The sequence below is a fragment of the Chitinibacter fontanus genome (assembly GCF_013423785.1).
Taxonomy (GTDB): domain Bacteria; phylum Pseudomonadota; class Gammaproteobacteria; order Burkholderiales; family Chitinibacteraceae; genus Chitinibacter; species Chitinibacter fontanus.
In genome coordinates, this window is record NZ_CP058952.1 from 45,037 (window position 1) to 67,178 (window position 22,142).

Here is a 22,142-nt window from a genome sequence, read left to right on the forward strand (position 1 = left end):
TATCAATTGGTGTCACTGCTTTCTCCCTGTGTTGTTTGTTGCGCAACTTGCATTTTTTCTATGTGCTTCACTTTCTTAGCAAGTTCATCAAGTTTTCTAAAATGAACCATATTCTTAAGCCAAGTTCCATGAGGTACTACTGGCACACCTGAAGCGTAAACTCCAGCCTCTGAAAGGCTAGATGGTACGGCGCTGCCAGCCAAAATGGTTACTTTATCTGCGATCTTCAAATGACCTGCTATTAAAGCACCACCCCCAATTAGACAATTTGCACCAATCTCCGCAGACCCTGCTATACCAGTGCATGCTGCAATAGCGGTGTTTGACCCTATTTTCACGTTATGCGCAATTTGGATTAAGTTATCCAAACGCGCACCTGAACCAATTACCGTATCATCCAAGGCACCACGATCTATTGTAGTGTTTGCCCCGATTTCAACATCATTCTCAATAATGGCACGACCTAACTGTGGAATACGAACCCAATGATCTCGTGCCCATGCATTCCCAAAACCATCAGAGCCAATAACGCACCCGGAATGGATGACACATCGCTCCCCAACCATCGAATCTGAATAAACCACCACTCGCGGCATAAGAATTGAATTAGCTCCAATTACACTGTTGGCGCCAATAAAACATCCAGCCTTAATTTGAACACCGCTGCTTAAGATTACACCGGTCTCAATGGTTACATGCGGGCCAACTTCAACATCTGGGGCAATCACGGCATCACTTGCAATCACAGCCGTTGGATGTATAGACGCTTGTGAGAGCGGACGAGGATTAAAATAATCAGCGATTAACGCAAACAGTAGCACCGGATCCCGGCAAATTAGATACGAACGATCAAGTGGTAGTTTTTCATTGCTTTTGGCAATAACAGCCTTTGCCTTAGAGTGAATCAGTTGATCAATGAATTTTTCATTATTTAGAAAGACTAAATCACTGTGTGCCGCAGAGGAAAGCGATGCTACGCCTGCAACGCAGATGTTTTCACCAATCAATTCACAGCCAAACTTCTCAGCTAAGTCAGACAATCTAACATCAATACTCTGCATCATTATTTATCCACCAACTGGCGTAACACCTTATCGGTAATATCCAATTTAGGATTACGATATACTGCATCCTGCAAGATAATATCTAATTTTTCTTGATCCGCAATACTTCGAATCGCAGTATTCACACGCTCCTGTAAACCTGACAACTCTTCATTTCTTCGTGAATTTAGATCCTCATTGATTTCACGCTGCATTCTTTGAAAATCTTGATTCAACTTTAATAATTCACGCTCTTTCACGCGTCGATCAGCCTCAGACAGCGAGCCTTTATCAAGCAGCTGCTGTAATGCCTTGCCTTGCACAGAGACCTTTTGCAGCTCTATTCGGCGAGGCTCAAATTCCTTTTCAAGTTTTTTTGCTGCTTTTACAGCTGGTCCTGCTTCACGAAGAATTCTCTGCGTATCGACGAACCCAATTTTCGTATCAGCACCCGCCTTGCCTGCGAGTAAAGAAAAAGCAATCAATGCGCTAACAAGTATCTTTGCTTTCATTTAAGCCACCTTTAAATCAAAACACCTGTCCTAACTGAAATTGAATACTCTCTGTTTTGTCGCCATCTTTGTTATTAAATGGTTTTGCCCAAATCAGTTTCAGTGGCCCAATAGGAGAAATCCAGGTAAAACCAACGCCTGCCGAATAACGTAATGAGCCAAAATCTGGTGTTTCACCTTTAGTCCAGATATTACCTGCATCCGCAAACACACTAAATCGCATCGATTTATCGTCTTTCATACCAGGGGGAGGCATGTACAACTCAAGATTATTAACAAATCGTGTTGTACCACCAATCGCATCGCCATTTTCATCCTTAGGCCCCAACGAGCCAGATTTATAGCCGCGAACAGAATTCACACCACCTGCAAAGTAATTCTTGTAAAAAGGTAAGTCATCTCCGGAATAGCCAGAACCATATCCCAGCTCAATATTCCACGCAAAAGTGATTGGCGACTTTTCTCTGAATGAATAGAAGAACTGACTCTGAGCTGAAAGCTTATAGTATGTTAAATCAGATGGCGGAACAGCAACCTCTGCATTTAATTTGCGATACCACCCTTTAGTTGGAAATGTCGCAGAGTCTCTATCATCTGCATCCCAATTTGCCAATAACGAGAACGTGTCTGACACATCCCCATATTGTTTTACATGATCGATTACATAGCTTGGAGAAGAAGAGTTAGTGGTAATTTTGAGATTTTCATAATTCAAACCCAAGCCGATATTATTAAAATCACTAGTAGGCATGCCAAAATTGAAATTGACACCCTTGGAGTTGGTAGAGTACTCACCCAACTCCATTTGACTCGGATCTGTTGAGCGGACATAGACACTCCAACCAAACATTACGCCATCTGCTGTCGCATATGGATTTCTCATTGAAAGCGCATAGGTTTTGGCCGATGAACTAGTATTCAATTCTGCAGAAAAGCGCTTACCGGTACCCAAAAAGTTAGCCTGAGAAACCGATGCCTGAAACAAAACACCCTCGCCTTGACCATAGCCAACGCCAAAATTGAAATTACCTGTTTTTTGCTCAACTACAGAGACATTCATATCTACTTGATCCAGTGCATCTGGAACAATTGGTGTTTCAATATTTACTTCGGAAAAATAACCTAGCTGCTGCAAACGCTCTTTTGATCGTTTGATTTTTGATAGATCATATTCAGCTGATTCCATTTGCCGCAACTCACGACGCACAACTTCATCACGAGTTAGATTATTTCCATCAATATTAATACGGCGCACACTGGTCTTTTTACCAGGATCAACCATGAAGTTAATTGAGACTAACTTTTTGTCTTCATCAATTTCAGGCAATGGATTAACATTGACAAATGCATACCCATGCTCACCCAAATAATTTGAGATTGCAGCGGTAGATTTATTCACCTCTTCGCGTGAGTAGATATTGCCCGCTTTAATTAAAGCCAAAGCAAGCAAAGGCTCCTTATATTCTGGCAAAGTAGTCGCCAAATCTACTGAAGCAAATTTATATTGCTCGCCCTCACGAATATTGACCGTCAAATACATTTCGCTTTTATCTTCAGACAAAGCAACTGTAGTCGACTCAATAGAAAACTTGATATAACCGTTATCCATGTAGAGGGATTTAATTCCTTCCAGATCGGCCCCAAATTTTTGCTTAGAGTATTGATCGGTCTTGGTATACCAAGTCATCCAGTTACTAGTCGTCAGCGACATTGCAGCGCGCAGATCATCTTCGCTATACACTTTATTGCCAACGAAATTGATACTCTTAATTTGCGCAACATCCCCTTCGGAAATATCAATCTGGATGCCGACCCGATTGCGATCAAGCTTGGTTACAGTTGGCTTAATTTCAACTGAGTAGCGTCCGCGCGAATAGTATTGCTGCTTGAGTTCATTAATCGCTAAATCAAGCGTTTCCTGCTGGAAAATTTGGCTCTCAGCTAAACTCTGTGCTTTGAGTGCTGCTTTAATTTGGTCTTTTTCAATTAGCTTTGAACCATTGATATTGATCTGCGCCACCGTTGGTCGCTCATCAACGGTTACAACAATGACATCTTTATCTGCTTCAATCCGGACATCATCAAAAAAGCCGGTGGCAAATAAGTTGCGAATCGCCTGACTTGCCTTGGCGTCATCAAATGGCTCACCTACCTTCACTCCGAGATAATTGAAGACCGTACCAGCATCTGTCCGTTGCAGACCTTCAACGCGAATATCGCGCACAGTGAATGAATCAAAAGCCAAAGCATTCACGCTCAGACTTGCAAGTGCTGCACTCAGCAGCAGGTACATAGGCTTAAATTTCATTTTTATCGGCATAGAGGAAGTAATAGATTAACCCAGCAACAAACGACTGGCATCGTTAAACAAAGCCAGCGCCATCAACATGAGCAGGAGGGCAAGACCAATCTTTTGCAGCAATTGAGTCACCCACAAAGATACAGTCTTTCCAGTAATTAGTTCGTAGCTATGATACAGCAAATGACCGCCATCCAAAATTGGAACAGGCAGCAGATTCAACACACCCAAGCTAATGCTAATCAAGGCAAGAAATTGTAAATACGCCTGCCATCCCATAGCGGCACTTTGCCCGGCATATTCAGCAATTCCCAATGGGCCGCTCACTTGCTTGGGTGACAAAGCACCGATCAGCATTTTGCCAAACATCCTTAATGTCATCACCGACATTTGGTAGGTTTTTTTCACACCCATGACCACAGCAGAAACGGGATCATACTGCTGAGTCATGACCTGTTGCGCATTCTGATTGTCATCGGCCTGCGGTGAAATACCGAGACGTGGAACTTGTTTGCCTTCGACAAGCTCAATGCGCGGCGTGATCGACAAATTTTGCAATTGACCGTTGCGCTTGATGACCAACTGCAAAGATTGATGATCACTGGCTAATACCACTTTTTGAACATCGGACCAATCGCTAACAACATTGCCATTTATTTGCTCGACCTCATCACCTGCGCGCAAGCCAGCTAGCGCAGCAGGGCTCTGTGCTTGTACCGCACCAATCTTGCGGGAGCTCGCAAAAGGGGACAAACCCAGTCGCCCTAATAAATGTTGATCAAATTGCTCCGAAGACAATTGGCTAAGCGGTAAAGCAATTTGCTTCACATTACCCGCTTGATCTTGAACACGGAGATCTGCAACCGATTCGCCAGCAAAATCAAACAGCTCGACCTGCAACTGATCCCAGCTATCGATTGTGGTATCGCCCACCGCTAAAATTTGGTCGCCTTTTTTAATCCCAGCCTGATATGCGGCACTGAAAGGCTGTACAGAAGCAACCTGCGGCTTAAGTGCCTGTATTCCAATAACAAAGCACAGCGAAAAGGCAAAAACAGCAAACACCAAATTAGCTAAAGGCCCAGCAAACACCACTGCCATTTTTTGCAATGGGTGCTTATTGTTGAATGCTTTATTTTTAGCTTGTACTGCCACAGGCGCCTCGGTTTCATCCATCATGCGCACGAAGCCCCCCAATGGCACTGCAGCCAACTGCCACGTTGTCTCACCCCGCTTCCATTGACACAGAGGGCGGCCAAAGCCGATCGAGAAGGTCAATACCCCCACCCCGCATCGCTTCGCAACCCAGTAATGACCGTACTCATGAACAAATACCAGCAAGGCGATTGCAAACGCAAATGCAAAAAGAGTCAACATCATTTTTTACCTAAGCTCAGCAGCAAGCTGCTGGGCAAGCAATCGAGTATCCGCATCAATCTCCAGCAAACTCTGCAAGCACGTAACTTGACGATGCGCCAATTGCCCAAGACAAGCTTCAATCACCTGTGGAATTTGGGTGAACTTCAGCTCAGCCGCTAAGAATCGATCAACCGCAATTTCATTAGCTGCATTCAAGACCGCCGGTGCCGCCCCCCCCTGACGGATAGCACTGTACGCCAAAGCCAAACATGGAAAACGCTGCAAGTCTGGCGCTTCAAAATCCAAACGAGCAATACTGAAGAGATCAAGCGGCTTGACTCCAGCCTCGATACGCTCGGGATAAGCTAGACCATATGCAATAGGGGTTCGCATATCAGGCGAGCCTAGCTGAGCAATCACTGAGCCATCGCGATATTGCACCATGGAATGGATGACGCTCTGTGGGTGCACCACCACTTCAATACGATCGATCGGAGCATTAAATAGCCAGAACGCCTCAATCACCTCCAAGCCCTTATTCATCAGGCTAGCTGAGTCGACCGATATTTTACGCCCCATTGACCAGTTTGGATGTTTGATCGCTTCAGCTGGCGTAATGGATGCCAACGTATCAAACGGTCGAGTCCGAAAAGGCCCACCCGATGCAGTTAGCAGCAGTTTTTCAATTCCAGCCGAATCGAAACTACTGGCATAAGGCTGCTCGCGGTATATGGCTGGCAGCGACTGAAAAATAGCATTGTGTTCACTATCAATTGGCAAAAGCTGAGCCCCGGAAGCTTTCACGGCATCCATGAACAATTGGCCAGCCAACACCAAGGTTTCTTTATTGGCAAGCAGCACTTTTTTACCTGCCTGCGCCGCCGCCAAAGTTGCAGGCATACCTGCCGCTCCTACTATTGCGGCCATCACAGCATCGACCTCGGGCGCTGTGGCGATAGCTATGAGAGCATCCTGCCCCACTAGCACCTCAGATTTTAGTGCTCGATCTTTTAATTGTGCCCTTATTAAAGCTGCATTCGCCTCTTCCAACACAACGATATACCGCGGAAGAAACTGTGCTGCAATTTGAACCAGCCGTTCAAGCTGCGTAGCCCCAGATACAGCAAAAACCTCGTAGCGCTCGGGGTGGCGAGCGATTACATCTAAAGTACTTTGCCCAATACTCCCTGTTGCCCCAAGGATAGTGATTACTTGCTTAGCGTGCTGCATACTTTTGACCCACTTCCTGGATACATGCCATTTAGAGCAATTGTGACAAATAAATTGCAGCACTCACTGGCAAAATTGCAAGTAGGCTATCAATCCGGTCAAGAACACCCCCATGACCAGGCAATAAATTGCTACTGTCTTTGATATTAATTTGCCGCTTAAAGAGCGACTCCAGCAAATCCCCCATTACACTAACGGCGGTAAGCAATAAAGCAATTAGCAACCAAATTGCAGCTTGGCCAATTGGCGTAGCCAATGCCGTATTTGGAAACAGGAGAAATGGTTTAGGCAACCACTGCACATAAACGATTACGGCTAGCGTACCACCGTACACGCCCTCCCAGCTTTTACCAGGACTGATACTTGGAGCCAACTTATGACGGCCAAACGCTTTGCCACTAAAATAGGCAAACGTGTCAGCAATCCACGCAATCATCATAATCGACAGCAGGGTTTTACCATCTGGGTGCAAAATCACCATTGCCATTGCAGCAGGCACTAAAAGGGCAAGGCCTAACAGACCATTTAAATTCCCAGCCTGACTTAGACACCACTTTGATTTAAGCCAGATAGGAACCCCAATTGACCAAAAAATTGCTGATGCAAAGATAAGTCCAATTCGGATCTCCAGCGGGCAGAAATACCAAACCGCAAGAAAGGCCATCGGCACCACTAGAGGGTAAAAAAGCGCCCAAACCCCATTCATTGCGGATAGGCGCTGCCACTCCCACCCAGCAAAAGCCAAGAGCCCTGCACAAAAAAATATCCACCCATTGGCTGGCAAGAAAAAAAGTGCCGCCAATACAATAGGCAGCAAGGCTGCGGCTGTCATGATTCTAGTTTTTAACATGGCTTATTCGCTTAGCTGCTCGCTGATTCGACCAAAACGGCGTTCTCGTTGCTGATACCATGCAATTGATTCACGTAGTTGTGTACGGCCAAATTCCGGCCAAGCTAGATCAGTAAAATAGAGTTCGGTATAAGCCAATTGCCAAAGCAGAAAGTTACTGATTCGCTGCTCACCGCCCGTGCGAATGAATAAATCAGGATCGGGGGCGTATGCCATTGCCAGATAAGGCTTGATTGCGTCCTCGTCAAAACCAGCGACTAATTCTGGCTGAGCCTGCAGCAATGCCCTAGTCGCATTAAGGATATCCCAGTGACCGCCATAATCCGCGGCAATCGTCAAACACAGGCCGGTATTACTAGCCGTTTTAGCCTCTGCGGACATAATCAACTCAACCAACTCCGCAGAAAATTTTTCGCGACAACCAATAATTTTCAATCGGATATTATTTCGCATCATGCGCTCGATCTCGCTATCGAGCACCTGCAGAAATAATCCCATTAAAAAAGACACTTCCTCGGCGGGGCGGCGCCAGTTCTCACTAGAAAAAGCAAATACGGTTAAATAAGCCACATTGAGCTCATCACAGGCACGTATAACATCCCGAAGTGCATCTACGCCCTTTTTATGACCGTAGATGCGGGGCATCATACGCTTTTTAGCCCAGCGCCCATTACCATCCATAATGACAGCAATGTGTTGCGGCAATGCGCCTTTAGAGAGGTCAACATCCTGCTCGCCGCCGCGATTAAACAAAGCCACGCTTTACCGCCTTTATCAATTAAACCGTCAGCAATTCTTTTTCTTTCTCTGCCAACTGGCGGTCCAGATCAGCGATATATTTATCGGTGAGTTTCTGGATATCATCCTGACCGCGACGCTCATCATCCTCAGAAATTTCTTTATCTTTCAGCGCACGTTTAAGTTGATCATTCGCATCGCGACGCACATTGCGTACTGCCACACGAGCATCTTCTGTTTCGCCACGCACCACTTTAATCAAATCCTTACGACGTTCTTCGGTCAACATCGGCATCGGAACACGAATCAAATCGCCTTGCGCGGCAGGATTTAAGCCCAAATCACAATCACGGATCGCTTTTTCTACCTTGCCAACCATATTTTTTTCGTACGGCTGTGCACCAATCGTACGCGAATCGATCAGCGTAATATTAGCCACTTGATTCACTGGCACCATACTGCCGTAATATTCAACTTGCACATGATCAAGCAAACCGGTATGCGCACGTCCAGTACGAATTTTAGCCAAGTCAGTTTTCAACTTCTCGGCAGTTTTCACCATCTTTTCTTCAGTTGCTTTTTTGATATCCGCAATCATTTGGTAACCCCCACAACACTTCAGCAATAATGACGGCTGCGCAATGGCATCCGCAATAAAAAACAGGCGGGATTATACCCGCCCGCTGCAATGAGTTCGATACAATCTTAGCAGTGTACCAGCGTACCCTCATCTTCCCCAAGCACCACACGCTTTAAAGCGCCTGATTTGAAGATACTAAGCACACAAATATTCATCTTCTGGTCACGACACAGTGCAAATGCAGTCGCATCCATCACTTTCAAATTACGGCCAATTGCTTCATCAAACGTCACAGTCTGATAACGCACTGCATCAGGATTTTTCTTAGGATCATCAGTGTAAACACCGTCCACCTTTGTGGCTTTCAGTACGATATCCGCGCCAACTTCCATACCACGCAACGCTGCAGCGGTATCAGTTGTGAAGAAAGGATTGCCGGTACCAGCACCAAAAATTACCACTTTACCTTCTTCCAAGTAGCGAATTGCCTTACCACGAATATATGGCTCAGCAACCTGCTGAATCGTAAGCGCTGATTGCACACGGGAAACAATACCCGCATGGCGCATTGCATCTTGCAAAGCAAGTGCATTCATTACCGTTGCAAGCATACCCATATAGTCTGCAGTAGCGCGATCCATACCAGAAGCTGCTGGCGCTACGCCACGGAAAATATTACCGCCACCAATAACCACGGCCACTTGCACACCAAGGTCAACTACTTCTTTAATCTCTTGCACGATCCGGTCAATAGTAGCCCGATTAATCCCGTAACTATCATCCCCCATCAAAGCTTCGCCGGAGAGTTTTAACAGAATACGGTTATATTTTTTCACTTGGCTCATTCGCATTTTCCTTTTCAGTTTACTCGGGCGTGGTCGTGCAAACGCCGCACCAAGGGCGCGGCGTTTATTCAGTCTAATATAGACTTAAAGTTGTGCTGCTGCAGCAACTTCAGCGGCGTAATCAACCACTTTCTTCTCAATGCCTTCACCAACAGTGAACATTGTGAATGCGTTGATTGTTGCACCTTTAGATTTAACCAGTTGTTCGATGGTTTGTTTGCCATCTTCGGCCTTGATGAACACTTGGTTCAGCAAAGTCACTTCTTTCAGGAACTTGTTAACAGTACCTTCTGCGATTTTTTCCAGCATATCACCAGATTTGCCCGCTTCTTTAGCACGCTCAATCGCTACACGACGCTCAGTCTCAACCAACTCAGCATCAACACCAGAAGCATCCAATGCTTTTGGTTTGCTTGCAGCAATGTGCATCGCCAAATCACGACCCAACTGCTCATCACCACCAGTAACATCAACCAACACACCAATTTTGGCACCGTGCAGGTAAGCAGCCAACTGACCAGCAGTTTCGTAACGCACGAAACGACGCAAAGTCATGTTTTCACCCAATTTAGCGATGATTGCGTTACGAGCTTCTTCAACAGTTTCGCCAGAGTCAGTTTTCACTTCACCCAAAGCAGCAACATCAGCTGGATTTGCTACAGCAACGGCTTTAGCACAAGCTTTAGCGAATGCAACGAAGTTCTCATCTTTACCTACGAAGTCGGTTTCGCAGTTTACTTCAATGATCGCGCCAACTTTCTTGTCATCAGAAATGAAAGCAACCACAGTACCTTCAGCGGCGGTACGGCCAGCCATTTTAGAAGCTTTGTTGCCAGATTTAATGCGCAGTACTTCTTCAGCTTTTTTGATGTCGCCATCAGCTTCAACCAGCGCTTTTTTGCACTCCATCATGCCAAGGCCAGTCAGTTCGCGCAGCTCGGCAACCATTTTTGCAGTAATTGCAGCCATGAATTTCTCCTGAATATAGGACTTCAGTCTATTAGGTCAATGTTACAAAAAAGGGGCGAAACGCCCCTTTTTTAGATGTATTCACTTCAGCGTTTTGATTACTCTGCAGCAGCTTCGCTAACTGCAGCAACCAAAGCTTGAGTTGCTTGGTTACGGCCTTCCAGCACCGCATCAGCAACTGCACGTGCGTACAGGCGGATAGCGCGAGAAGAGTCATCGTTACCAGGAATTACATAGTCGATACCTTCTGGGTTGTTGTTAGTATCAACAACGCCAATTACAGGAATACCGAGCTTGCGAGCTTCAACGATAGTACCAGCTTGGTAACCAGTGTCGATTACGAAAATCGCATCTGGCAAGCCGCCCATCTCGTTGATACCGCCCAATGAACGCTCGAGTTTTTCAACTTCGCGCTTCATGTCCAGCAATTCTTTCTTGCCGTAGCCAGTACCTTCAGCATTTTCCAACACAGCTTTCATGTCGTTCATGCGTTTGATCGATTGCTTAACTGTTTTGTAGTTAGTCAGCATACCACCCAACCAGCGGTGATCAACGAATGGTGAATTTGCGCGAGTAGCTTCTTCAGCAATGATTTCGCGAGCAGCGCGTTTAGTACCTACGAACAATACGTTACCTTTGTTTGCAGACAATTGACGCACAAATTTCAGTGCATCTTCAAACATTGGCAGTGTTTTTTCGAGGTTGATAATGTGAATCTTGTTGCGAGCACCGAAAATGTATTTGCCCATTTTCGGGTTCCAGTAACGGGTTTGGTGGCCGAAGTGTACGCCGGCTTCCAGCATATCGCGCATGCTAACAGACATTGATTTCTCCAAAGTCTCAGGGGTTAAGGTCTTCCGCCCGTAGGAACTAATCAAAGCACCCTTGAGATACGGACGGGAAAATTACTGCGCAAACCATTTGCACAGCTAGTCGACGATTATAACCGCGAAATAATGCAAACTTCAAGCCGAACTTTGCCACGAAGCAAAAGTACATTTAGCGATTACAGCGCAATGCTTCACACAAACTGCTGATTTTTTGCTCTGTTAGAGTAATTTGCTCACTATCCGACAACAACTGGACGATCTGCAATCGCACTCGATAATCAGCCAGCAACCAATCTGGGCGTGCCAATTTTCGATCCAAGGCTAGGGCTTGATCGATTGAATACAGCGCACCGGCAAGCTGCAGCTGCGCCAGCTGAGCCTGAGCCTGTAATTGATGGCTATGTGCGACTTCCTTCTCCTCACCCTCGGCAGCCCCAGCTAGCACACTGACGGTCAATTGCATTACCCGAGGCCAGTCCTTATTTAACAACGCAATCTTTGCGGCCATATTGATTTGTGCCCAGCGCATTTGACAAGGGGCTGCGCACAACTGCTCCGATTGCGCCAGATGCATCGCTGCCACACCTGCATTTTGATCATCGCTTAGCCATAACTGTGCCAATTGCAAATGCGCCTGTGCACGTTGTGCAACCATAAAGCCACTTTGCGCCACCATCGGTTTTAAGGTTTGGATAGCTCGATCAACTTGCCCCGCTTTGTGCTGAGCCTGCGCCAACCCCAAACGCGCCATCCCCTGCCCAGGCCAATCATCCAAGGCCTGATACTGCAGCAACGCTTGCGACCACCACAGGGCAGCGCCCTCAACATCACCAGCATGTATCGCCTTCAAAGCCTTGCCGTGACTAGCCTCAGCAGAAATACGCAAAGCAGGTGCATCTTGTTTTGTCGAATTTGCACACCCAGTTAGTAACATAAACCCCAAAACAATCAAGACCAACGAGGATTTCATCAGCGACTCTCCACACTTGGGGCGGCCAAGGGTGCACGATCCAATTGTCGGCTCAGCGGCCAAATGTGCTGAACAGCCTCAACCGTCTCGTTACTGCGACGGATTAATTCATCGCCGTTTCGCAACATTCCGGGGATTTGCGGAGCAGCTTGCTCAACCGAGTTACGCAACACATGCATAGTGATACTTGCATCAGCACTGATTGCTTGAGCGCTCTGCAGCGAGGATGCTGCGGCATTGAGCATCGGTGGCAATTGGCGACTCACTTCACTAGCAATTACATCGGCACGATTTAGCAACCGGTCGGCACTCGTGAGGGTTTGTCTGGCTTCGCGATCCAACAATCCATCAGCTCGCGTGAGCAGCAAATCGACTTTTTGCCTAGTTTGTTGCAACTCCGCAGTTAGTTCCTGCACATTCTTCATCGTTTGCCGCAAGTCTCCCTGCGGATCATTAGCATAGCGCAATGTTTCCTGCACGGATTCAAAGATAGGCTCGGCGCGACTGCGCATATCGAGTGCAATATCCGCCAAGCTCATTGTTGCAACAAAGCTCAACACACCGCCCTCTTCCATTCTTTTTGCTGCGGCTGTGCCACCTGAAATTTCAATAAAATGGTCACCAATCAGACCATCCTGCTGCAAAATCGCGATCGAATCGGCTTTAATCCATTTCATGTACCGCTCTTCAACCAAAATTTCCACATCTACTTTAGCTTGCTCGTTGAGTGACACCTCGTCGACAACGCCAATACGAAAACCAGAGAGGCGAATTTGCATCCCCGGTGCCAAACCCGCACCACTTTCGGCAACAAAATGTAGGCGCTCTTTAGCATTAAAGAGCCCCTGCCGCTCGGCCAAGATTAGCAGCAAAGCAACAATAATCACGCCAATCACTGCCGCAAATAAACCTACCCGCCAACCCAACATTTGAAAGCGCGGATCCAGGTCTTTTAATAAGTGGTGTTGCTTCATATCCAACTACTTTCTTTAGCCATATCAGTGGACGTATTTACATAGGTATACCCAGGTAAGTCAGCCTCTGATGTAATTACAAAAACATACTCAGCGCCAGTATATGCATCGTAGAGCTGTGCAAGTAAGGTATTTCGCTGCCGTGATTGCTGCAGCCAGGTTAGCCATTCTTGCTCGATCAGCAAGTATTTGGGCTGCTGCAGCAAGGCGCGCAACAAGGCCGCAATACGGCGATGCGCAGTATCCAGCTGAGCAGGCAATAGCGCCAAATTATCTATCAACGTCGTGGAATCAAATTTCAGCGGGGCCAGAAAATCTTGCAAACGCTGATCCAGCCCCGATAAATGCTCACCGGAATGATACCAACTTGGTAATACTATATTTTCCCACACGCGTAAATTGCTAATAAAGACTGGCTTAGCCTCCAGAATCCCCAACGCACCTTGATCGAGCGCATGAATTTGTCGCGCCAAGGCATCAATCAAGCTGGCATTAGCATCTTCATCCAGCACATGCAAAGCATATACCCCAGGCTTGAGCAGCGGGTCTGGCGTAAAGTGCCATTGTTTGGGTTTATTACGGCGCAAGCTCATTGACTAACTCACAAAAGCCCAACACAAATCGAGCACAAACAGGGCAAATAAGCCACGAATCACCGCACGTGATGCAGCGCGTGGAATTTCGGTGGCACTCAATTGCACATTCAAGCCAGCATGGCAGGCTAATAAGCCGCCGGCCAAACCAAAAGTAGCCGCCTTGGCCAAGGCCAGCAGCACAGCCGTAATCCCCAATACCCGATCTATCGCCAACACTTGATAGCTGGCATCCCAACCCGAAATCATCAGCACGCCCCCCAGCATCGACCCCAGCGCCATACAAGCAGTTAGCAACACCGCAGAGGTCATCATCCCTAGCACACGCGGCAACAATAAATAGCTAGGAATAGAGATATTCATACGCTCAAGCTCGCGCACTTCACCATTAATTCGCATGGATGCCAACTCAATCGCAATGGCGGAAGCCGATCGCGCCATGATAATCAACACCGTTAATAGCGGGGCCAGCTCGGTAAAAGTCAGCGAGCCCAATAAGCGCATCGCGGCATCACGACTTTGCCCGTATTGACCGTGCAATTGCGTGACCACAATGCCACCCAAAGCAAAACCAATAAAAAACATCAACCAGGCTGCTTCGTTGGCGGTGAAATACACTTGCTTGAGATAAACGCGTCGTACCGGCGCTCTGGCCAGCCCTGAAAAAGCCTGTAAATAATGCCGCAACCATCTTTTCAAAACAGCAACCCACCCCATCTAACATGTATCAATGGCTTGCTAGAAGCCAAAGCGAGAGAATTTCTATTGCAACGATAGCAACAAACGAATAGAACGTCACCGCACAAAGCTTTAAACTAGCGCGATTGTTTGCACCTGCAACATAGCGACAGATCAATTACATTACAGACGATTACATTACTCCAAAGGAACCACCATGGCGACTCAACACCACCGTTTGCTGATTCTTGGCTCAGGCCCTGCCGGTTACACCGCCGCAGTGTACGCCGCGCGCGCGAACTTGAAACCGGTTTTAATTACCGGCATTGCGCAAGGCGGTCAATTGATGACCACAACCGATGTGGACAACTGGCCAGCCGATGCCGATGGCGTAATGGGCCCAGAATTGATGAGTCGTTTCCAAAAACACGCCGAGCGTTTTGGCACCGAAATGATCTTTGATCATATTCACACCACGCATCTCAACGAAAAGCCAATCCGTCTGGTTGGTGACTCGGGTGAATACACGTGTGATGCGCTGATTATCGCCACTGGCGCATCGGCTCAGTACTTAGGCCTTCCGTCTGAGGAAGAATTTGCTGGCCGCGGCGTTTCAGCTTGTGCGACATGTGATGGTTTCTTCTACCGTGGCAAACCAGTTGCGGTAGTGGGTGGTGGCAATACTGCAGTTGAAGAAGCGCTGTATTTGGCCAATATCGCTAGCCATGTGACTTTGATCCATCGCCGCGATACTTTCCGCTCGGAAAAAATCCTGATTGATCATCTGATGGAAAAAGTCGCTGAAGGCAAAATCAGCCTTGAACTGAACCAAACTTTAGATGAAGTATTGGGCGACGCCAGCGGCGTGACTGGCGCGCGTTTGAAACAATTTGGTGGCGATGCAACTAAAGAAATCAAAGTGGACGGCGTATTTATCGCAATTGGTCACAAGCCAAATACCGATATTTTCAAAGGTCAACTCGACATGGACCAAACTGGCTACCTGATTACCAAAGGTGGTCGTGACGGCAATGCGACCGCCACCAGCGTACCGGGTGTCTTTGCCGCCGGTGATGTGCAAGACCATATCTACCGTCAAGCTGTGACCTCAGCGGCTAGCGGTTGCCAAGCCGCACTCGATGCCGACCGTTACTTGGAAAGCCTTCGTTAATTAAACAGGTATCGCCCTATATGCTCTACCAATATTAGGCTTTAAGCGCATACCCCTAGCCCCAATCAGTATTTTCTGTTTGGGGCTTTTTATTTTGACAGGAAAAATACTGCATCGGCAGCACCAGCATGGTGCACCGCAACGAGCTGACCGCTATCTTTCACCACATCTGTTGCATAGATTCAATATGCAGAAAAAAATGATGTTCTGTCTTTAAATTGACATACATAATTGACATGCTTGCTGGGCTGTACTCGGGGCTAAAAAGCCAAGAATTACTGGTTTAACCTTTAAGAGGAATCACCATGTCTCTGCCGTCTACGTTCAAAACCTCTCGTCAACGTCGTTCTTTGGAAGAAGCGCAGCGCAATATGGAAATCGCTGTGATGGGCACGTACCGAAAACAATTTGAAACCAAACGCCAGATCCGTAACGCCTTGGCTGATCTTGCCGCGGAAAGAGCAGAAAAGTCACTCGATTATCTCGAGCAACCTTAAACCCCGTGCAAACCCCTTTCCCAGCAGAAAGGGGTTTTTTATTACCGTTTACTCCACAATACTGCGCAACAACTGATCAAATTTTTCGCTTTTAAGTTCGCTACCCGCGCCCACACGACTACACCGATTACGCAGCTTAGATCAAAGCGGCGCCAAATAGACGCAAAGAAAATTAGTCTCGCTAATGCAATCAGCCATAATGAAGCAGGCTCTCGATACATCGCCTATTTTCAAGCCCTCTATTACTCATCGGCACAGGCACGGCATGCGACGTTCGTGGTTAATCTTTCTATTATTGCTAAGCGCAGCACTCGCCTATTTTGGGTGGAGTTACTATGCGCCACTCACAGTCAGCGTTAGCAAACCCCAGCGCGGTATCGCCATTGAGGCGATCTATGCCACCGGTTTGGTTGAACCCAGCATCCTGCTGCCTATCGCTCCCCGAGTGGGCGGCCATATCAAGAGCCTGCACGTCATTGAAGGTGAAACGGTTCGCAAAGGGCAACTACTGGCCGAACTTGAAGCGCTGGACGTTGTACGCACCGTTGATGAACAAGCAGCACGTGCGCAATACGCCAAGCAGCAACAAGCGCGTACTGCCTCACTGGTAGCCCAAGGGTTTTATTCCAGCGCCGAGCTGGATCGCGTTAATTCGGAAGCCAATGCAACTCAGGCAGCGCTCAGACGCGCCCAGGCGCTACAAGGATTTACCACGCTACACGCACCTGCCGATGGCGTTATTTTGCGACGCGACGCCGAAGTCGGGCAATTTGTCAGCGCAGGACAAGTACTACTTTCCATGTCTTGCTGTGCACCTTTACGCGTGAGTGCCGAGGTCGATGAAGAAGATATTCCTCATGTCAAAGTGGGGCAAAATGTAGTGCTACACGCCCCCGCTTTTCCCAATGTCGTGCTGGATGGCAAAGTAGCTGCGATCACCCCCAAGGGCGATCCGGTATCGCGCAGTTATCGGGTCAGAATTGGCGTACTCAACGCCAATGATTTGCGAGTTGGAATGACGGTTGAAGCTAATCTGATTATGCAAGAAAAAGCCAACGCACTGCTGATTCCCACTCAAACCATACAAGGGGGCAAGGTTTGGATTTTTGAACAAGGTCAGGCAAAGCAACGCGCAGTCAAACTAGGAATTATGGGAGCCAAGCAAAGTGAGGTCTTGGCGGGGCTTGATGAAAACACGCAAATCATTTGGCCAATTCCCAAGGGTATTCGTCCCAACCGCTCATTAAGATTAGTATCTGAACATATACCTAACAAAGCTAACCAACCATAATGCGACTCCTGCTTGCGGTTGCCCGCACCCACCTAACCAGCAGACTACGCGCCACTTTGGTGTCGTTGGGCGGTGTTATTTTGGGCGTCGCTTTTTTTCTAGCGGTCTCGGCCTTGATGCAAGGCTCGGAAAAAGACTTTATCAAACGACTGATCGACAGCAGTCCGCACATCACCATTTCAGATGAAAATCGCTCGGCCAGCGAGCAAGCGGCGCAGATACGCTGGCCTGATGCCGCGGTGGCAATTCGCCATGTAAAACCACTCAATGAAACCCGCGGCATTCGTAGCTATCAGCAAAAACTGGCTATTTTGCAAGCGATAGATGGCGTCAAAGTTGCGCCTGTACTGGTTGGCTCTGCAGTGCTGCAATTTGCGGGCCGCCAACAAGGGGTGAGCTTGTCGGGTGTCGTACCAGTGATGATGCGCGAGGTGTCTTTTCTGGAGGATAAATTCATCGCGGGGGAATTGGCTTCACTGGATATCGAGCCGGGCGGCATTATTATCGGCAATAATCTAGCTCAGAAATTTAGCTTGCGCCTCGGGAGTACCATCAGCATCGTTGCGGGTGAAAATGCCACTCGCACGCTGCGAGTGGTCGGTATTTTTAAGTCAGGCAACGCCAGTTACGATGAAAACCAGACATTCGTACTTCTCAAACAGGCTCAAGCCTTGCTAGAGAGGCCACAGCGGATTAATCGGTTTATTTTACAACTCAAAGACCCCTATCTGGCCCGCGAGCTTGCACAACAATTAGAAACACAGTTTGGCTACAAAGCAGTTTCTTGGCTAGAAGCCTCCGAAGATATTCTGAGCCTATTAGTCATACGAAATCTGATCATGTTCAGCGTGGTAGCGGCGATTTTGGTCGTGGCTTCTTTCGGCATTTACAACACCATCTCGACTTTTGTGATCGAAAAAACGCGTGACATTGCGATTTTAAAATCGATGGGCTTTCATGCCCGCGATGTACTCACCATTTTTCTGCTGGAAGGAGCGATTATTGGCGTGCTGGGCAGTATCTTAGGATTAATCTTGGGCGCTGGTCTGATGCAGGGGCTTGGCATGGTCGAGATCAAGCCACCGGGAGCCAGCCAAATCAGTAATTTGCCCATTTGGTGGGGGGCAGAGCAATTTATCATTGCGGCGGCATTTGCGTTGCTATCCTGTCTTGCTGCATCTTACCTACCAGCCCGCCGCGCCAGCCGCTTGCATCCGGTGGATGTCTTACGAGGTGCAACATGAGCAGCATGCTGCGCGCCGAAAATTTGCATCGGGAAATCTCAGGCGAAGTCCCCGTCAAACTGGTGAACAATATTTCACTGGATATTCAAGCAGGCGAATTTGTTTGCATTATGGGGCCTTCAGGCTCTGGCAAATCTTCATTACTATATTTGCTTGGCCTGTTGGATATTCCCAACCAAGGCAAAATCTGGCTCGATGGCGTTGATACTGCTGGTTTTAGCGAGGATGAATTAGCCGAGCAGCGCCTACAGCATCTCGGTTATGTATTTCAATTTCATTTTTTGCTGGCCGAGTTCAGCGTTCGCGACAATGTGGCATTACCAATGCGAAAGCTAGCAAAACTCAACACCAAAGAGATCGATGAGCGAGCCGAGTTATTACTTGAAAAACTCGGAATGCTCGGACAAATGCACAAATTCCCGCATCAGCTATCAGGTGGCCAGCGCCAGCGGGTGGCAATTGCCCGTGCACTGGCCAACGACCCGAAAATCATATTGGCCGACGAGCCGACGGGAAATCTCGACTCCGCTTCGGCAGGCAATGTACGCGAAATACTAAAAAATCTGGCGCACGAGATGGGAAAAACAGTCATTGCCGTTACCCATGATGCGCAATTTGCAGCGGCAGCCGATACCCGAATCAGCATCGTCGATGGGCAAATCAATACGACATGGCAAGCCTGATTTACCAGCAGTCGCGCGCTAACACTCCGGCTGCGCTACGGTGAGCGCCAGCCCACCGAGTGAGGTTTCTTTGTAGCTGTTTTTCATATCCAGCCCGGTGCGATACATGGTTTCGATGACTTTATCGAGGCTGACCAAATGTTCGCCATCTTCGAGCAAGGCCAGTTGGGCGATTTTGATCGCTTTCTCAGCTGCGACGCCGTTGCGCTCAACACATGGCACCTGCACTTGCCCACCAACCGGATCGCAGGTCAGCCCCAAATGATGTTCCATCGCAATTTCAGCGGCATTTTCTACTTGCGCCAGCGTACCGCCAAGTACAGCACAATAAGCACCCGCCGCCATTGAGCACGCCACGCCCACCTCTCCTTGGCAGCCAACTTCGGCGCCTGAAATTGACGCATTCATTTTATACAGCATGCCTATTGCTGCTGCGGTGAGCAGAAAATCGACAATCCCCTCGTCGCTGGCATCGGGCGTAAAATCGCGATAATACTGCAGCACTGCGGGGATAATCCCTGCCGCGCCGTTGGTCGGTGCGGTCACCACGCGGCCACCACTGGCGTTCTCTTCCGACACCGCCATCGCGTACAACATCGGCCACAACATCACATCGGCGCGCCCTTCCATATGCATCGCTTCCAAACGCCGATAGAGTGCTGGCGCACGCCGTTTGACCGCAAACGGCCCAGGTAAACGGCCTTCGTGCTGACAACCTTTTGCAACACAGGCCTGCATCACCGCTGCGATTTCAAGCAGCAGCTCTCGCACCGTTGCCTGATCGCGATAGGCGCATTCATTAGCCAGCATCAACTGCGCAATCGACAGCCCTGTGCGGCGGCAATGCTGCATCAACTCAACGCTGCTACTAAACGGATAGGGTACAACGCGCGTTTCGCTCGGGCTCTGCTCTCCCCATTGCCGCTCATTGACTATAAAACCACCGCCTACCGAAAAATAAGTCTCATGTAGCAAGCGATTGCCATCCTGATTAAAGGCCGAAAAGCACATACCATTGGCGTGCTGCGGCAAAAAGTGCAGTTTATGCAGCTCAACATCCCGACCCAGCACGAAGTCAATTGGCTGCTGACCAGCCAACTGTAATGGTGCACCTGCGCGCAATTGCGCCATGCGAGGAGCGATTAAATCAGGCTCAATACCCCGTGGTGTATTACCCTCTAAACCAAGCACAACGGCGTCTACCGTACCATGCCCCACCCCAGTCAATGCCAGCGAACCATATAGATCAACCTTCACGCGGGTGGTTTGTCGGAACAAATCGCGCTCAAGCAAGGTCTGTGCAAATTGTTGCGCCGCGAGCATTGGCCCCACGGTGTGCGAGCTTGACGGGCCGATGCCTATTTTAAATAGATCAAATACGCTGAGCATGGCCCCACTCCTCATGATTGGCGACAAATCAGTTTGGCCAAGTTGCGGGTCGTGCTGCTTAAGCCAGTGATACACGGCACGCCGCCGGACACTTCGCCTTTTCACCCGCACTGTGGTCAACATAACAGACTCCAGAATGATTAAAGATAGCTACCCACCAAATCACCAGCAATACCGACTAACCCCATCACAAACACAAAGCTAGCGAAACTTGAGCGATAGACCATCAAGCGAGGAATCCGCTTCATCAACATCACCGGCAGCAAATAGGCATAAATCGCGATAATCGGCGCTGACAGTGCACCAATAATCTTCAAAATCGGGGGATTAAACACCGCCAAAAACCACAAGCCGACCATCATCACGACCGTGACCACCGCGTTGATTTTTTTGCGATCGAGCTGGGCTTCTTTGGCTGGATTATTCCAGCACATCAACCGCGTACTAATCCCAACCAAGCCCTCGCGCGTGCCTACAAAATGACCAAAATACGAGCTAGCAATCGCTAGAAAAGCAATCACAGGAATCAGATATTTCAATAGTGGTTGATGCACCAGCAACGATAGCGTGGTCAGAATATCGACGTTATTGGCCTGCGCCTGCAGCAAGACTTCCGGCGAAGTCGCCAGCACCATCGAGAACACAAAAAACATCACAAACACCAGCAAAATCAGCGATGTCCATTTGATGATGCCATCGGTGCGCGCTACCGCTTCTAGCGCGCTATATTGCTGGCGATAACTGGCTGCCAAGCTAGAACATACCGGCGAAAAATTCATTGCAAACACCAAGACCGGAAACAGCAGCAGCAAATTTTTTAGCACATCTCCCGCCACAAAGGGTTGCGCCAAAATTGCGCCGTTCCACTGCGGCACCATATACAGAGACAAACCGGCCAGCATGATAATCAGCGGGAACGTCATCAATGAGGTCACGCGCACCATGAATTTTTCACCGGCCAGAATCACGCTGGTTAAACCAGCCAGTAGCAAAAAGGTCAGGATCGGGCGCGAAATACCATCAATGCCCAACTGATTTTGCAAAAACGATTGCACGATATTGGTCACACCGGTGGCGTAACCGACGCAGATAGTCACAATCGAGAGGAAATACAGCATCGATACGGCAAACCCAACATTGCGTCCCAGATCATGCTCGACTGCGCCGACGATATCGGTCGGCTGCGGGCAGGACGCCACCACCCGTGTAATACCGCGATGCGCCAGCATGGTTACCGGAAAAATCAGCGCGGTTAAAATCAGTAGCGGCCAGATTCCGCCCAAGCCCGCCCGTATCGGCAAATACAAAATCCCCGCCCCTACGGCGGTACCAAAGCAGGTTAATACCCACTCCCAATCTTTACGGTCTAAGCGCATCAGGCATTCTCCACACAAGCC

The 22,142-nt window shown here is 48.3% G+C and carries 22 protein-coding genes; 5 read left to right on the forward strand and 17 right to left on the reverse strand.

Annotated features, from left to right (window positions below; all coding sequences use genetic code 11):
• Window positions 1–2: 2 nt before the first annotated feature.
• The 15 genes from lpxD to HZU75_RS00260 form a co-directional block, all read right to left on the reverse strand.
• Window positions 3–1,064, reverse strand: a complete 1,062-nt coding sequence (lpxD, locus tag HZU75_RS00190; RefSeq protein WP_228028129.1) for a UDP-3-O-(3-hydroxymyristoyl)glucosamine N-acyltransferase — start codon at window positions 1,062–1,064, stop codon at window positions 3–5.
• Entirely contained in the window at window positions 1,064–1,555 is a 492-nt protein-coding gene (locus HZU75_RS00195; RefSeq protein ID WP_180307227.1) for an OmpH/Skp family outer membrane protein, read from the reverse strand. Before HZU75_RS00195 ends, lpxD begins: the two co-directional genes overlap by 1 nt.
• Window positions 1,556–1,571: 16 nt before the next feature.
• The gene (bamA, locus tag HZU75_RS00200; protein WP_180307228.1) at window positions 1,572–3,863 is read right to left on the reverse strand and encodes an outer membrane protein assembly factor BamA; all 2,292 of its coding nucleotides are present in this window, start codon (window positions 3,861–3,863) and stop codon (window positions 1,572–1,574) included.
• 27 nt (window positions 3,864–3,890) lie between these two features.
• Entirely contained in the window at window positions 3,891–5,234 is a 1,344-nt protein-coding gene (gene rseP, locus HZU75_RS00205; protein ID WP_180307229.1) for an RIP metalloprotease RseP, read from the reverse strand.
• A gap of 3 nt (window positions 5,235–5,237) precedes the next feature.
• Window positions 5,238–6,443: a 1-deoxy-D-xylulose-5-phosphate reductoisomerase gene (gene ispC / locus HZU75_RS00210; protein WP_180307230.1), complete on the reverse strand. Its 1,206-nt coding sequence runs from the start codon at window positions 6,441–6,443 to the stop codon at window positions 5,238–5,240.
• A gap of 31 nt (window positions 6,444–6,474) precedes the next feature.
• Window positions 6,475–7,293, reverse strand: coding sequence for a phosphatidate cytidylyltransferase (locus HZU75_RS00215; RefSeq protein WP_180307231.1), 819 nt, complete (start codon window positions 7,291–7,293; stop codon window positions 6,475–6,477).
• 3 nt (window positions 7,294–7,296) lie between these two features.
• Window positions 7,297–8,052, reverse strand: coding sequence for an undecaprenyl pyrophosphate synthase (gene uppS / locus HZU75_RS00220; RefSeq protein ID WP_180307232.1), 756 nt, complete (start codon window positions 8,050–8,052; stop codon window positions 7,297–7,299).
• Between the two features lie 19 nt (window positions 8,053–8,071).
• Complete coding sequence (frr, locus tag HZU75_RS00225; RefSeq protein ID WP_180307233.1) at window positions 8,072–8,629, reverse strand: ribosome recycling factor; 558 nt, start codon at window positions 8,627–8,629, stop codon at window positions 8,072–8,074.
• 107 nt (window positions 8,630–8,736) lie between these two features.
• Window positions 8,737–9,456, reverse strand: a complete 720-nt coding sequence (gene pyrH / locus HZU75_RS00230; RefSeq protein ID WP_180307234.1) for a UMP kinase — start codon at window positions 9,454–9,456, stop codon at window positions 8,737–8,739.
• A gap of 84 nt (window positions 9,457–9,540) precedes the next feature.
• Window positions 9,541–10,425, reverse strand: a complete 885-nt coding sequence (gene tsf / locus HZU75_RS00235; protein WP_180307235.1) for a translation elongation factor Ts — start codon at window positions 10,423–10,425, stop codon at window positions 9,541–9,543.
• Window positions 10,426–10,523: 98 nt separating this feature from the next.
• Window positions 10,524–11,249, reverse strand: a complete 726-nt coding sequence (rpsB, locus tag HZU75_RS00240) for a 30S ribosomal protein S2 (RefSeq protein WP_180307236.1) — start codon at window positions 11,247–11,249, stop codon at window positions 10,524–10,526.
• Between the two features lie 175 nt (window positions 11,250–11,424).
• A complete protein-coding gene (locus tag HZU75_RS00245) occupies window positions 11,425–12,225 on the reverse strand; it encodes a tetratricopeptide repeat protein (RefSeq protein ID WP_180307237.1) in 801 nt (266 codons plus the stop codon).
• Entirely contained in the window at window positions 12,225–13,199 is a 975-nt protein-coding gene (locus HZU75_RS00250) for an MlaD family protein (RefSeq protein WP_180307238.1), read from the reverse strand. Before HZU75_RS00250 ends, HZU75_RS00245 begins: the two co-directional genes overlap by 1 nt.
• Entirely contained in the window at window positions 13,196–13,792 is a 597-nt protein-coding gene (locus HZU75_RS00255; protein ID WP_180307239.1) for a P-loop NTPase family protein, read from the reverse strand. Before HZU75_RS00255 ends, HZU75_RS00250 begins: the two co-directional genes overlap by 4 nt.
• A 3-nt stretch (window positions 13,793–13,795) precedes the next feature.
• On the reverse strand, window positions 13,796–14,491 hold the full coding sequence (locus HZU75_RS00260) for an ABC transporter permease (RefSeq protein WP_180307240.1): 696 nt from the start codon (window positions 14,489–14,491) through the stop codon (window positions 13,796–13,798).
• 196 nt (window positions 14,492–14,687) lie between these two features.
• Here HZU75_RS00260 and trxB point away from each other — a divergent pair, with 196 nt between their 5' ends.
• From trxB to HZU75_RS00285, 5 genes are all read left to right on the forward strand, one after another.
• Window positions 14,688–15,641, forward strand: a complete 954-nt coding sequence (gene trxB / locus HZU75_RS00265) for a thioredoxin-disulfide reductase (protein ID WP_180307241.1) — start codon at window positions 14,688–14,690, stop codon at window positions 15,639–15,641.
• Window positions 15,642–15,946: 305 nt separating this feature from the next.
• Entirely contained in the window at window positions 15,947–16,138 is a 192-nt protein-coding gene (locus HZU75_RS00270) for a hypothetical protein (RefSeq protein ID WP_180307242.1), read from the forward strand.
• A 265-nt stretch (window positions 16,139–16,403) separates the two neighbouring features.
• Window positions 16,404–17,429, forward strand: coding sequence for an efflux RND transporter periplasmic adaptor subunit (locus HZU75_RS00275; protein WP_180307243.1), 1,026 nt, complete (start codon window positions 16,404–16,406; stop codon window positions 17,427–17,429).
• Window positions 17,429–18,673 carry an ABC transporter permease gene (locus HZU75_RS00280; protein WP_180307244.1) on the forward strand — a complete coding sequence of 415 codons (1,245 nt, stop codon included), beginning with the start codon at window positions 17,429–17,431 and terminating at the stop codon, window positions 18,671–18,673. Before HZU75_RS00275 ends, HZU75_RS00280 begins: the two co-directional genes overlap by 1 nt.
• A complete protein-coding gene (locus tag HZU75_RS00285; RefSeq protein WP_180307245.1) occupies window positions 18,670–19,356 on the forward strand; it encodes an ABC transporter ATP-binding protein in 687 nt (228 codons plus the stop codon). Before HZU75_RS00280 ends, HZU75_RS00285 begins: the two co-directional genes overlap by 4 nt.
• Before the next feature lie 18 nt (window positions 19,357–19,374).
• Here the strand turns inward: HZU75_RS00285 and HZU75_RS00290 are convergent, their stop codons facing one another.
• Both HZU75_RS00290 and HZU75_RS00295 read right to left on the reverse strand, forming a co-directional pair.
• Window positions 19,375–20,745, reverse strand: coding sequence for an L-serine ammonia-lyase (locus tag HZU75_RS00290; RefSeq protein ID WP_180307246.1), 1,371 nt, complete (start codon window positions 20,743–20,745; stop codon window positions 19,375–19,377).
• 140 nt (window positions 20,746–20,885) lie between these two features.
• Window positions 20,886–22,121, reverse strand: coding sequence for an amino acid permease (locus HZU75_RS00295; protein WP_180307247.1), 1,236 nt, complete (start codon window positions 22,119–22,121; stop codon window positions 20,886–20,888).
• Window positions 22,122–22,142: the final 21 nt, after the last annotated feature.